Here is a 13,846-nt window from a genome sequence, read left to right as displayed (position 1 = left end):
AAAGGTGTCCCTAATGACTCACTGACTGTGCCGTTAACTCGATTGAGGAATGAACTAAGGTTAACAACGGACCGGTTTGTTCTGTCCCATTGACAGCTAAATCACTATGGCACAAATACAAGCGATCGCGAACTCGCCCTAACAAATCCTGTAAAATTCGCTGCAGGCGTTCTTCATCCGCTTTGATTTTATCGGCTTCTGTCCAAGGCTGTCCAAACCAATCCTTGAGAAATAAGGGCGCTGCAAATAATGTCGCGGCGCCTCCCTGACTCCAAAGATGAGATCCCGCATCTAACCAAAAATGCCAACGGTGATAGCCACGGGCGGCTCGATATTGGAAAATGGTGGCTAGGGTAACAGCCGAATTCGCTGTAGCTGAGAGACGACGAACGGGAAAGGAATTGGCTGTGACTGTCCCCCGACGCAATAATTGAATAAATTGGGAAATTGTCGCCTGTGGTGGTGTTCCCCCCCTGGCTATTTCCTCATCAGTAGTGTTGGCGGGGATTTTCCGCAATCGTCCATCCACTTCCCAATAATGTTGGGCGGTTTCCATGAGTTCCCGTAAAGCGGAAATTTGGTCGTAAGGTAGATTAGAGCCATTCCACAGGAATTTCTGGATGGCGCGATCGAGAATCACCACACAGGAGGGAATCAGGCGCTGTTGTTGTTGTTCTCGTTGTCCCTCTAACCATTGCTGAATCTGGGTATAAGCTGTAGTCGCCCGATGTCCTAAGCGATCCCAACGAGCAAAGGCTTCGACGGGTAATAAGCGGGGGGATTCGGGATCAGGGGAATAGCAGTAATCCGCCAGTAAACCCGCCCGCACGGGGTCAATATGGGGATGGGGAAGGGGGGAGTCGGCTTCAGTCGTAGCCACGGGTTCAGGTGGGCGACTGAGAACCACTAGCATTTGTGCTATAGCCTCTCGATCTACTAAGCGCCCTAATCCTGGATACACAAGGGTTAACAGGGTTAATAATGCCTGAATTAAGGGGGAACTAATCAGAGGGCGCTGTTCATTCAGAGGCTCTATAGGAATTCCCTGTTTGGTGAGAATATCCGTCAGAGTATACCGTGCGATCGCGTCTAATCCGGGTGCAATTATCGCAATATCTCCTGGTTCCACTTGTCCCGACTTCACCGCATCTACAATTACCTCGGCGGTTAGGCGCAACAACTGAGCGCGGGACGTAGTTTGCAGTGACTGCAAAGACTCAGGTAAGTCTGACAATACCATTGGGTCGTTGAGCAGGTCTACCGCCATCGGCGATAACCCATCAGCTAAGGAATCATTCGGGTGTGGCGGTAAGGATTCCACTTGACATCGGGAGGCTAATCCTGACAAATAATCCGGATCAGCGTTTAAGCCTAAGCGCACTTGACCTTGGGGATTATAGGTAAACGCCCCCACAACGCCTTGATCTAAGAGTACATCAAACAAATCACGCGCGATCGCGGGATACTCATCTACATCATCTGCCAGTATCGCCCGATAACGCTGGGTCAAATACTGCTGATAAGTGGAATCGGCTAACATTTCCCGCCAATAGAGATCACAAATCAGACTGTATGTCAACAACCCCTTATCTAGACACCAGCGCCGCCAATCCAACAGCAGTTTACCAATCAATTCCCATTGATCCGGGGTTGCTTCGAGTTCCACCACTCCCTGTTCTAGAATTCTGGGAATCTCTTCAATCCGAGTCCCACTCAGGGCGGCTAATTGTAACAAATCCAACAGACGTCGCACCCGAACCGACTCATTATTTCCCGGTATCTGAATCAATCCTGACTCGAGTTGGGGGCGCCACAACTGCATAGCTAAATCCTGTTCCGTTTCTGGGCGCAAGCGCAGGGGAAACTGGGCTCTGAGATTTAACCGTTGGATCAAAAGGGGCCAAAATAGAATCACTTCGTCCTGAAAGAATCCCAAGGGTGTCTGACAACGCACTGGATAACGCCCCTGTAATGTAGTGGTGAGGCGATCTGTCAACTCTCGACGATTATCAGCATTTGCTGCCAAAATTAAAAGAGCTGGCGTCTGATAGCGATCGCGCCGCTTTTTGCGGACAATGGGAGAAGATAACTGACGCGATCTACCCCATCCTGCTTCCACCCATTGGCGAAACAGAGTCACCAAGCGAGTTGTTTTGCCCGTGCGAGTGCCACCACTAATCCAAATTGAATCGGAAACCACGAGTTCTCCTAGGGTGAGTCTGCTACTATACCACCTACAGTAGACTATATTCATTCTGACTCAATTGAGAGCCAGGATTGCTCCAGAATATTTTTTATTGAGATTTTTAGCCATTTCGATGAAACTACCCTCTATTTTACGTCTGGCTAACCAATGGTTCTCGGATACACCCGAAAGAGCCTTAGATCAAGCTTACAAAGCCGCGTTAACCATTAAATCGATTGAAGATGAGCATTTTAATGGGCAAAAAATTGATTCTCGCTCCAGTCAACATAGTGATAGTGTTATTTCCTATTTTGAAGCTGACTTAAAGAAATATTTAAATACCATTAGAGTTCGCTTACAAGAATTTAGAACCAGTCGGTCAATTTTTCGGGTTTCTGAGCCGACCAAAATGAATGAATTACTCGGTTCTCCAGACAAATTATATCGGTATGATTCCCTAGAATTAACTGAAAGGCAAGCCATTATAATCGAAAAACTCAACTTTATTGATGAGATTTTAAAACGATATTCAGAACCCGATCCATCCTCCCTTTCATTAATTCCACTCTCCACCAATCAAGTTGCTCAACCCAACGGCAATGCCAGAACTACAGCCAATGCCAAAAACCTATCAAACTTGAAGCAGGTTAGCGTTAATCCCCCAAATGATGCATTAGAAACTGTATCGGATAAAACCGGTGTTGTGCCTCGGTCAATTCTGCGAACGGTCAATCGACTTCAGCGGGAACTTGATCCCAAAGCCGAAGAGGAAGTTGTCAAAAAGTTTCGCACGTCTCGAGACAAAACCTTAATTTCGATCAAGTTTATTTTAACACTGATCATTGTTCCCATTTTAGCCCATCAGGTGGCTAAAACTTTCGTCGTTGGACCCATTGTTGACTCATTTCGCCCAGAAAATGAACCCGGTATTTTCTTAAACATCGACATGAAGGAAGAAGCCTTCATAGAACTCCAGCGGTTTGAAGAGGAACTGCACTTTAAAAGCTTATTGGGAATGGCGCCTCAGTTATCATCGAAAGAAATGGAAGAACAGCTAAGGACAAAAGCCGAAGAGCTAGCTGAAGCTTATCGATATCGCAGTTCTGATGCGATTAAGAATATTTTTTCTGACTTAATTTCTCTACTTTGTTTTGCGGGAGTTATTGTGACCAGTCAAGCAGATTTTGTGGTTCTAAAATCCTTTATTGATGATATTGTCTACGGACTCAGTGATAGCGCCAAAGCCTTTATCATTATTTTGTTTACCGATATGTTTGTCGGATTTCACTCTCCCCACGGTTGGGAAGTGATTCTAGCCGGAATTTCGCGACATTTTGGTATTCCCGAAAATCATGATTTTATCTTTTTGTTCATTGCCACGTTTCCGGTTATTCTCGATTCGGTGATTAAATATTGGATTTTCCGCTATCTAAACCGGATTTCACCGTCAGCGGTAGCAACTTACCGAAATATGAATGAATAATTTTGTTTATATCATTTGTCCTTAGTCATTCGTCCTCCTTTCTTGTACTAGTTCAAATAAAATGAGGTGAATCCATGATTCAAGCATTTCAACCACCGATTACGTTTGACGAGTTTATTGAGTGGTTACCAGAAACCTCTGAATTTCTCTGTGCCTAAATGTGGAATCAAATGTAGTGACGTGGCACACCTTACAGCGCTTCGCGCTGCTATGAGGTACAGTAACAACAATGAGCTTTCCCAATTTCTTATAGCAGTTCCCAAGTGCTGATGGTACACCCAAATGTAGGGGCGCAAGGCTTGCGCCCTCACGCCTGTACCTCACCCGGTTGCCAACCGCTGTAATTGGTGGATTAGAATTGTAGGGGCGCAGGTTGTGTGTCCCGATCTAACCATAAATCTATCCCACCATTTTAGCTGTGTCAGTCCAGTAGTGGCGTGGCACAGCTAAAATTGAATTGGGCGCAAGCCTTGCGCCCCTACACCCCCCCTGCCGTTTAGTTTTCGTCCTTATAAAAAATTAAATCTACCCCCAATTTTTTGTGGGGTCCTCCCTTTAGTGGCTGGGCACTGATATATTTTATTTGGGCGCACGCCTGGCGCCCCTACACCCCCCCTGCCGTTTCTTTTACGTCCTTCTAATCCATCCAATTAGGTGTGCCACGACACGACAAGAGCAGCGATCGCCCTAATTCACTTTTTTTAGGGTGTATTCTATCGTATTATCGCTATTATTCGTTATTTTTCCATCTTTGTTTAATGTCAGCAGGGTATAGGTATCCATTCCATTCTCAACCTCAAACTCTAGTTGCGCCTCTATTTGCGGTGTGATCTTGGGGCCAAAGTGCAACAGAGATTGAGCGCGTCCCGACGTGGCGATGTACTGTTGAAGTCGTCCTGCCATCATCTCATTCAGCAGCTTAAAAAACGCAACCAGGTTGCTTTTACCTGCTCCGTTGGCTCCAATCAAGACATTTAAGGAGCGCAACTCAAGATCCATCGTTTTAATGGACTTGAAGCCGTTGAGAATGATTCGTTGCAGCATGATTATTCTGCTGCTGTTTTCACAGAAGGCGGTATTTGACTAGAAACTTCATAAAATGTAGTCGTGGGTGGCTTGATAAATAAATGAGACATCTTCTCCAAAATCTGTTGATAAGCCTCATTTTGATTTTCATCCATGTCTTCGATATGATCCCAAAAGATAACGGCAATTCCTTTATCCGTTCCAGGTTCTCGCAGCATGTATGCCCCTTGGAATCCGTGAGTGTAGGTCGAGACTGCTTCTTCATAAAGCTGTTGGGCTTCTTCAAATTTACCGGGCTTAAATTCCCCGATCGCCACATAGGCATACTTGTGTTTGAGAAAATCTAGAAATTCGCTCATTATTACACTCCTTATTGATTAAGTCAACAACTAAGTATCAATGACAAATGACAAATGACAAATGACAACTTTATATTGCCATCAATGTGGCAACTTTGTGCAAAAGTTGGGCAGGTTCTACGGGTTTGGGTAAGTAATCGTCAACGAGGGCGTTAAGATCTTGCTGTTCATCGGCTGAAAGTGAGGATGTAATCAAAGCCAAAACTTTGATGTGTGCTGTCGTAGTCTTATGGTGGAGATAATAGCTGATCTCATATCCGTCCATTGCTGATAACTGCCAATCCACAATCACAGCATGGGGTTGCAGCAGTTCAATTTGCCTGACGGCAGTCGAACTTTCGATCAGCCAAACTAGATGATAACCCGCCGCCGTGAGAATTTCGCAAATGGCTGTCGCACTGGCTTCATTATTTTCGATTAAAACGATACTCCCTGGCACCGGAGCTCCCTTTCCCGATGAGGCGGCTGATTTGGTTGCGCCTGAAACAACGGATTGGATGGGCAAGCAAACGGTAAAGATAGAGCCTTTTCCCACAGTGGATTCAACTTCAATCGTACCGCCATGGAGTTCGACCAATTGTTTGGTCAGAGCTAGCCCTAAACCTGTACCTTCGTAGGTACGCTGATAGGTTGTCTCTAACTGCTGAAACTTTTGAAACATCAGGGGAATCTGTTCTTGGGGAATACCAATCCCCGTGTCTTCGATTTGAAATACAGCTAGATTATGTTCTCGCCACCCTCTTAAAATGACTTGACCACCAGCCGGAGTAAATTTTATCGCATTTCCCAATAAATTAAACAAAATTTGCCGGAGTCGGCGTGGATCAGCCTGAAAGCGATCCTTTTGGGTGGGGACTTGCCAATCCAGGGTTAATTCTATCTGGCTACTCCGGGCTTTTTCCTTTAAGGATTGTAAGGTTTGCTGGGCAAGATACCACAGGGAAAACTCGCTGATATTTAAAACGGCTTTCCCCGCCTCTAATTGGGAAAAATCGAGAATATCGTTAATCAGTTCCAGTAGGTGTTCCCCATTCTCTTGGATCGTTTGTAAATAATGCCGTTGCTTCTCAAGGGATACAGTTTTGCTACTTCCATCTCCCCAGCACCAACGCAATAATGTTGCCGATAGTCCAATCACACAAGTCAAGGGCGTTCGCAACTCATGACTCATCGCCGCTAGAAATTCACTTTTGGCATGGTTAGCGGCTTGTGTCGCTTGCAGCGCATCCCGAAGTTCTTGGGTGCGCTCAATCACTCGCTGTTCTAGGTTACTTTTTTGCTGGTGCAGTTGGGCATACAGTTGAGCCTGATAAATAGCAACAGCCAGGTGTTCGGCAATTTGCTTGAGAAATAGTTTTTCGCTTTCTTGCCAGTGTCGGGGTGCAAAACATTGGTGGGCAATCAGTAATCCCCACAGGCGATTTTGAACGATAATCGGCGCGACTAACTTGGCTTTAACTTGGGTTTGTCGCAGCAGTTGGAGTAAGCAGGGAGAATCGCTGTAGGCGACTTCAATATCATCAATCGCCCCAGTAAATCCTTGGTGATATCGGGTGCGACAGTTAGGAATATGCAGGGCGCAGTCCTTTTCCTCTCGCCAATTGAGGACAGAACCAATTTTATCAGAACAGCGGGCTTCATAAGTGACACAACCCTCATCCTGTTGAGAGAGGGGTGGTGAATCTAGAGATTTGGCGTTCTCGAATTGATCGGCAATATCCGTGGAATTGTCAACCTCGGTTTTATTACCCTCCTCGCTCACGTTAGCCAAATCACCGTCAAATTGATATATTAATAGGCGATCCACGTTCAAAAAATGACGCACCTCATCGACAGCCGTGGAGAGGATAACGGGTAATTCTGGACTTTGACGGATGTGAGTAGTAACCTGATTGATCAGCCGTTCCTGTTCCACCTGTTGGCGTAGTGCTGCTTCAATGGGTTGACCCACCTCACAGTAAGGATAGATGGGTTCGTTGCTAATCGGATTAGCACTGAGTACATCCATCAACAACAGGGTAAATTCACTCTGGATATCCCCTTGGTTCGGTTCTGGATAGGTTTGGGCAAGTTGGAAAAGAGGGAAAATCTGGGGGGAGTTGGTGAAGCGTTGAGTGAGCCCGTCGAGAAAATCTGCGATCGCGTCTGACTCAAAGGTTAACCCAACCTGATACAGGCTTGAATGGGCATTTGTCTCAGTTTCCGCCGGTGACTCGATTGCAGCCGCGATGAGCAAGGCGCGGAACACTGGAGACACCAGCACCGTAAATCGTTGCACCTGTTGATCTAGACCCACGGATACAATGGGTAAGTCCTGCGATCGCAAGAGTACAGCTTTCCTACCAACTTTTACCTGCATCTGCTGCAATAACTCTTGCAGCCGCTCGAACATTGACAATGGCAACGTTCGGCTAAATCTTGGATTCCCCAATATCGCCATGAGTTTGGTTAGTTTGAGCAAGTGACAATGCTTCACCCCTGATTTGGTGTAAGCTGAGCCTCTATTCGATGCTATCCAAGATATAGCGGTTTATTTATAACATCTTTCTTAAAATTTTTAGCTTGATCGGCGAGAAGCCTCGCGCTGTACCAGTAGGGTCAGCGTCGAGATGAATCGCCATTGAAAGAAAACTTGTTTTTATGTTTCCGGATAGTATTTGGCTGAGGTTGATATATAATTGCAATAGGGAGGTGATAGAAATTGAAGCGAACTAAAGACACGTTTAAACTGAATTACCAGTATAGGATTGTGCCGGATAAGCAACAGTCAAAACAGCTAAACGACTGGCTGTACAAGTTGTGCAGGATACACAATCTAATGCTGGAAGAACGGTTTAACTGGTGGGAGTTTAATCGCTCTCCAGTCAATGCTTGTCCAATTTTTATCACCCATTTGCCAGAACTCAAAGACCAACCAACATACTACAGTCAAAAACGCGCTACTCATTGGTCAAGAGAATCCCATAAGGACTTATACAAAGGGGTTCACTCTCAGGTAATACAGGAAGCGGTTAAGCGGGTAGAAGATGCGTTTAATCGGTTGATCAAAGGCGATTCAACCGGGAAGCGAAGCGGAAAACCGCGCTTCAAGTCAGTGAGGCGATACCGGACGCTTTCAATCCCGCAGTTGAAGCCGGAGTGCCTGAGTGTTACCGCTAATCCTCATCGGCGCAGAAACGGCGGCACACGGCGAGATATTGCTTATATCAGCCTACCCAAGGTAGGTCAGATGAAACTAATCTACCATCGCCCCATCCCGGAAGGATTCACAATTAAGGCGGCACTGATATCGCGTCGTGCTGACGGATGGTACATAACCCTAACATTGGAAGACAAATCCGTCCCTAGTCTGAAGCCACCAGAGATAGAAGCAACAGAAGAAAACTCCTTGGGGTTGGATGTGGGCTTGGAAAAATTCTGGACGGCATCGGATGGAGAGATTGATCCTATTCAACAACATTACCGCAAGTCCGAGGTTAAATTGGCAAAATTAGCTAACCGCAAAGAGGGGAAGCCGCATAAGTCGGCATCACGGCGGAAGCTAGCCAAAAAGATATCCAAGCATCACCAAAAGTTGCAACGGAAGCGGAAACAATTCCATTATGAATCAGCTACACGACTGGTGAGCCGGGACGAGAAGGTGTTCTTTGTGGAGGACATAAAACCAGGAAACTTGTCCCGGAAAAACAAACCTAAACAGGATGAACAAGGGAGGTATGTAGCCAATGGGCAAAGCGCCAAGTCAGGTTTAAACAAATCAATAAATGATGCTGGCTGGAGTCAATTCTTGTCAATTCTCACTTACAAAGCTGCAAAAGCTGGTAAGTCGGTGGTGAAAGTAAAGCCTCATAACACAAGCCAGATATGCTCTTGTTGTAATCGCCTAGTTCAAAAAGATTTGTCAGTACGAATTCACCACTGTTTATGTGGGTTAATCTTGGATAGAGACTGGAACGCGGCGATCAATATCAAGAGAGTTGGGCTGGGCATATTCCCAACTATAAAACGCCGGAAGCGCAATCGTAAGGCTGCGACTAGGGAAGCCTACACTTTACCCGCAGGGTCAGTGTAGGAGGATGTCACGTAATCTCATACAATCAATACACTCCCAACCTAAATGAATACAGATAAAATACCACAGGATCTCTAAAAAGACTATGCATCGGATTGCTGCGACACCGGGAGGATGGAACCCACAAGCAGAAGGAGTCATCTTTATTGAACAGACACCTGCGCCGATTATTTTAATCACAGCCGCTGACACTGATATTCAAACCTTGGCGGCGTCAATGGCTCATTTACCCCCAGATTTTCCCGCGATTCGAGCCGTTAACCTCTTACAATTGCAGCAGGAATTAACGATTGATACCTATTCAGACCAGGTTTTAGAGAAGGCAGATGTTATTATTATTCGGCTTTTGGGTGGATCTGCCTACTGGTCTTATGGATTAGAAGTCGTGCAAACAATGGTGCAACAAACAGGAGCTAACTTAATCCTATTGCCAGGGGATGATCGCCCAGATCCCAATTTAATTAGTCATTCTACCATTCCGTTAACCGCCGTTCACCAGCTATGGCGCTACTTTATTGAAGGAGGTGTAGAGAATTGTACAAACGCCCTGAAATTTGTAGCAGATTTGTGCTTGGGAAGAAGCTATGAGCCTCTACCTCCTAAACCGATACCGCGTGTGGGGGTTTATGGGTGGGGAGACGAAAGCGCTAAAGCGCTGACTACTAACTCTAAAGTGGGGATTTTGTTTTATCGCGCTCATTATTTGGCGGGAAATACATCACCTATTGATGCACTTTGTCAAGCGTTAGTTGAACAACAGTTGCATCCTGTGCCACTATTTGTCTCGTCGTTACGTGATCCGGAGGTACAAGCGGAGGTATTATCCTATTTCCAACCAAAAGATGGTGCGGGAATTGAGGTTTTGCTGAATACGACGAGTTTCTCTGTTGCTAAATTAGATTCTCAGGAACTATCTCTGATAACTAAGGACGAAAATTTATCTCACCCAAAACTTAATAGTATAGATAATGAAATATCCGGATTAGAGTTATGGCAACGTTTGGATGTACCCGTACTACAAGTCATTTTTAGTGGCGGTACAAAGGAACAATGGGAGGAACAATTTCAGGGATTAACTCCTAGAGATACGGCAATGAATGTAGCATTGCCAGAAGTGGATGGACGCATTATCACTCGTGCGGTTTCATTTAAGGCGGTACAAATCTGGAATCCGCTGCTGGAAACGGATGTAGTGGTTTATGAATCGGTGCGCGATCGCATTAATTTTGTCGCTGAGTTAGCGGCGAATTGGGTGAAATTGCGCCAAACCCCCCCATCACAACGGCGTATTGCCCTCATCTTAGCCAATTATCCTAACCGAGATGGACGCCTCGCCAATGGTGTGGGGCTCGATACGCCGGCAAGCTGTGTGGAAATTCTTCAGGCGTTGCAAGGGGCGGGGTATCAGGTAGACGATAGTCCAGAAACAGGGGATGAACTAATTCAACGCTTAACTACGGGGGTAACAAATGATCCCGAAGGATGGGAATTACGTCCGGTTCAACAGGGGTTATCTGAACAAGATTATCGAGATTATTTTGATACGTTACCATTAACGGTACAGCAAGGCATCTGTAACCGTTGGGATCAAGAAACTCAAAACCAGATTCCAGATGAGCGAAGCGAAGAGTCAAAACTCAGTCAGGGCGGGTTTTGGATGAACGTTATTATCAATAGCGACAAGGAAGTTCCTAAACCCGCCCCTACACAATCAACAATCAACACTCAACACTCAACAATTCCCATTCCAGGAATCCAATTGGGTAATATTTTTGTCGGAATTCAACCGTCGCGGGGTTATGATAGTGACCCAGCTTTAAATTATCACGCGCCGGATTTAGAACCAACACCCGCTTATTTAGCCTTTTATTATTGGCTGCGACAGAAATTGGGGGCGCATGCGGTAGTACATGTGGGAAAACATGGAAATTTGGAATGGTTACCGGGGAAAAGTTTGGCACTCTCTGAAACCTGTTATCCAGAAGTCGCCTTAGGGACAATGCCCCATTTCTATCCGTTTATTGTCAATGATCCGGGGGAAGGCTCGCAAGCCAAACGGCGATCGCAGGCTGTGATTATTGACCACCTGACGCCACCGATGACTCGCGCTGAACTCTATGGTTCTTTGCAACAGCTTGAAGGGTTAGTGGATGAATATTACGAAGCGCAAAGCTTAGATCCCTCTCGCTTACCGATGATCCGCGATCGCATTACTCAATTGGTTATCCAAGAAAACCTGCACCAGGATTTGGGATTTGAGGATGGGGAAGCAGGGGCTGTAGGGGCGGGTTTTACCGATAACATTGTGTCGATGTCAGATAGCTTGACTAAACCCGCCCTTCTAGGGAAAGCTGGGGAAGCGAATCTTTTAACTCAAATCGATAGCTACCTGTGTGAATTAAAAGAAGCTCAAATTCGGGATGGGTTGCATATATTAGGACAGTGTCCCCAGGGACGACTATTGCGAGACTTAATTGTGGCAATTGCCCGTCATCCGGGGAGGGGGCGCTTAGGGTTAACTCGTGCGATCGCCCAAGACTGGGGATGGGACTTTGATCCCCTGATTCGGGAGGGTGACAATAACAGAGACGCGATCGCACAATTAGAAGCCCAAGCTGCTGAATTGGTGGAATCCCTGATCTCAAAGGCACAAGGGTTGGAGAAGTCAACACTTAGTCAGGGCGGGTTTTGTACAAATGTTACTCTCAATAGCGACAAGAATGTTCCTAAACCCGCCCCTACAGACGCGCCATGGCGCGTCTCTACACTTAATGCCCGAATCGGACAACGAACGCAACAGGAATTAGACTGGATTCGCGATCGCCTTTTACCCGCCTTAACCCAAACATCCCAAGAACTCACTAATCTGTTGCAGGGATTAGATGGGCGCTATGTCGAGAGTGGGGCGGCGGGTGCGCCAACGAGGGGACGCCCGGAGGTATTACCCACAGGGCGCAATTTTTACTCCGTTGATATCCGGGCGATTCCTACCGAAACGGCGTGGGATGTGGGACGAAAGGCGGCGGAAGCGGTGGTTGAACGCTATACCCAGGATAATGGGGAGTATCCCAAAACACTGGCATTATCCGTATGGGGAACGTCAGCGATGAGAACCGGGGGCGATGATATGGCTCAGGCGCTGGCGTTGTTGGGTGTGCAACCGATTTGGGATCGTCCGTCACGTCGGGTTGTGGATTTTGAAATTCTTCCCCTGTCTGTGTTAGGGCGTCCGCGTGTGGATGTGACGCTGCGGATATCGGGCTTTTTTCGCGATGCTTTTCCCAATTTAATTGATTTATTTTACAGTGCCGTGGTCGCTGTTGCCGCATTGGATGAATCCCCGGAGGACAATCCCTTGGCGGCGCAAGTGAAACAGGAGACAGAGTTTTGGTGTCAGGCGGGATTGAGTGAAGAACAAGCCCAGGCGCGATCGCGCTATCGGATATTTGGCTCGAAACCGGGGGCGTATGGTGCAGGGTTACAGGGATTGATTGAGGCGCAAAACTGGCGTGATGAACAAGATTTGGCGCGGGCGTATATGAATTGGAGTAGTTATGCTTACTGTGGTACGTCTTCCCAAAATCAGGAGGGGGTTGCAGCACCAGAAGCCTTTGCACAACGCCTGAAGCAATTGCAAGTTGTTTTACATAATCAGGATAATCGGGAACACGATTTACTCGATTCTGATGATTATTATCAGTTTCAAGGGGGATTAACTGCATCGGTACGGGCGCTGACGGGTAAGAATCCGCAAACCTATTTTGGCGATAATTCGATTCCTGAAAATCCCCAGGTGCGACGGCTACAGGAAGAAATTGCCCGCGTTTACCGTTCCCGTGTGGTGAATCCCAAATGGATTGAAGGGGTAATGCGCCACGGATATAAGGGCGCGTTTGAAATGGCGGCGACTGTGGATTATTTGTTTGCTTATGATGCGACAGCCAATTGTGTGGCAGATTATATGTATCAAGGGGTGACGGAGGCTTATCTGTTGGATGATAAGGTACAAGAGTTTATCCAGCAAAAGAACCCCTGGGCGATGCGGGATATGGCAGAACGGTTACTAGAGGCGCATCAGCGATCGTTGTGGCAATCCGCTAAACCTGAGATACTGGAGCAATTAAGAGCGATCACCCTGCAAGCAGAAGCCGTGATTGAAGGTTTAACTTGAGTGACTGACTTTTGAGTGATTTTTGAGTGATGATGAGACAATACGCCCATTCTAAAACATACGTTTCTTTCTCCAGAAGTAGCTGATGTGACACTTCAATGGGTGGAATGCGGATTGACAACAGTCTCAGCTTACGGGGTTAGGATGTATCCAGGATTAGAAAACTCAATTGCTGAGGCGTTGCTGAATGGACTGAATCACAGCAGCGTCTTTTTGTTTCTAATTTCACTTGAAGAGTTGTCTTTTTTGCCCAATCTATCGGTGTGACCGGAATTAGTGGGTCTCAAGCCCCGTCCTGGAAGGACGGCTTTTTTATGTCCTTTATCCAATCTCGAACCACCTCTGAAATCATCCTATCCGTCTGCAATGCATATTGTTTAAGTGTCTCAAACTCTCTATTTGAAAGCCTTACCCTTAGTATCTTTTCCCTTGGCATTGTGGTATTTATTGTGCTACAGTATAAAGGTAGTCTAGCACAGGCAAAAATTCGTGAGTATTGCCAATCGAGTAATCGATACTTATCACGTAAAGTGATGCTAGTACGTGAGGC

Annotated in this window: 7 protein-coding genes and 1 pseudogene; 4 read left to right on the top strand and 4 right to left on the bottom strand. The window is 46.4% G+C overall.

Annotated features, from left to right (window positions below; genetic code table 11):
- Positions 1-10 precede the first annotated feature (10 nt).
- Positions 11-2,254, bottom strand: a complete 2,244-nt coding sequence (locus RIM23_RS01270) for a recombinase family protein (protein WP_446363764.1) — start codon at positions 2,252-2,254, stop codon at positions 11-13.
- 64 nt (positions 2,255-2,318) lie between these two features.
- Here RIM23_RS01270 and RIM23_RS01265 point away from each other — a divergent pair, with 64 nt between their 5' ends.
- Positions 2,319-3,668: a proton extrusion protein PcxA gene (locus RIM23_RS01265; protein WP_446363762.1), complete on the top strand. Its 1,350-nt coding sequence runs from the start codon at positions 2,319-2,321 to the stop codon at positions 3,666-3,668.
- 783 nt (positions 3,669-4,451) lie between these two features.
- On the opposite strand, the pseudogene RIM23_RS01260 reads toward RIM23_RS01265, so the two are convergent.
- The 3 genes and pseudogenes from RIM23_RS01260 to RIM23_RS01250 form a co-directional block, all read right to left on the bottom strand.
- Positions 4,452-4,712: pseudogene (locus RIM23_RS01260) on the bottom strand (AAA family ATPase); the annotation flags it as partial.
- Positions 4,713-4,714: 2 nt separating this feature from the next.
- Positions 4,715-5,053 (bottom strand): antibiotic biosynthesis monooxygenase, encoded by a 339-nt coding sequence (locus RIM23_RS01255; RefSeq protein ID WP_446335019.1) that lies wholly within the window; start codon positions 5,051-5,053, stop codon positions 4,715-4,717.
- Between the two features lie 70 nt (positions 5,054-5,123).
- Positions 5,124-7,493, bottom strand: coding sequence for a hybrid sensor histidine kinase/response regulator (locus RIM23_RS01250; protein WP_446363760.1), 2,370 nt, complete (start codon positions 7,491-7,493; stop codon positions 5,124-5,126).
- Between the two features lie 261 nt (positions 7,494-7,754).
- Here RIM23_RS01250 and RIM23_RS01245 point away from each other — a divergent pair, with 261 nt between their 5' ends.
- From RIM23_RS01245 to RIM23_RS01235, 3 genes are all read left to right on the top strand, one after another.
- A complete protein-coding gene (locus RIM23_RS01245; protein ID WP_446363758.1) occupies positions 7,755-9,125 on the top strand; it encodes an RNA-guided endonuclease InsQ/TnpB family protein in 1,371 nt (456 codons plus the stop codon).
- A gap of 85 nt (positions 9,126-9,210) precedes the next feature.
- Positions 9,211-13,296 carry a cobaltochelatase subunit CobN gene (gene cobN, locus RIM23_RS01240; protein WP_446363756.1) on the top strand — a complete coding sequence of 1,362 codons (4,086 nt, stop codon included), beginning with the start codon at positions 9,211-9,213 and terminating at the stop codon, positions 13,294-13,296.
- Positions 13,297-13,610: 314 nt separating this feature from the next.
- On the top strand, positions 13,611-13,846 hold a 236-nt coding region (locus tag RIM23_RS01235), incomplete at its 3' end, for a hypothetical protein (protein WP_446363754.1).

The organism is Coleofasciculus sp. G3-WIS-01 (assembly GCF_040223135.1).
Taxonomy (GTDB): Bacteria; Cyanobacteriota; Cyanobacteriia; order Cyanobacteriales; family Coleofasciculaceae; genus Coleofasciculus.
Note: the sequence above shows the minus strand (reverse complement) of the source record. Positions and strands in the feature narration are given on the sequence as shown.

Bases quoted from the DNA above. Each gene is read 5' to 3' on its own strand.
- RIM23_RS01265 (WP_446363762.1), top strand. From the start codon at position 2,319: ATGAAACTACCCTCTATTTTACGTCTGGCTAACCAATGGTTCTCGGAT.
- RIM23_RS01255 (WP_446335019.1), bottom strand. From the start codon at position 5,053: ATGAGCGAATTTCTAGATTTTCTCAAACACAAGTATGCCTATGTGGCG.
- RIM23_RS01250 (WP_446363760.1), bottom strand. From the start codon at position 7,493: ATGGCGATATTGGGGAATCCAAGATTTAGCCGAACGTTGCCATTGTCA.
- cobN (WP_446363756.1), top strand. From the start codon at position 9,211: ATGCATCGGATTGCTGCGACACCGGGAGGATGGAACCCACAAGCAGAA.
- RIM23_RS01270 (WP_446363764.1), bottom strand. From the start codon at position 2,254: ATGAATATAGTCTACTGTAGGTGGTATAGTAGCAGACTCACCCTAGGA.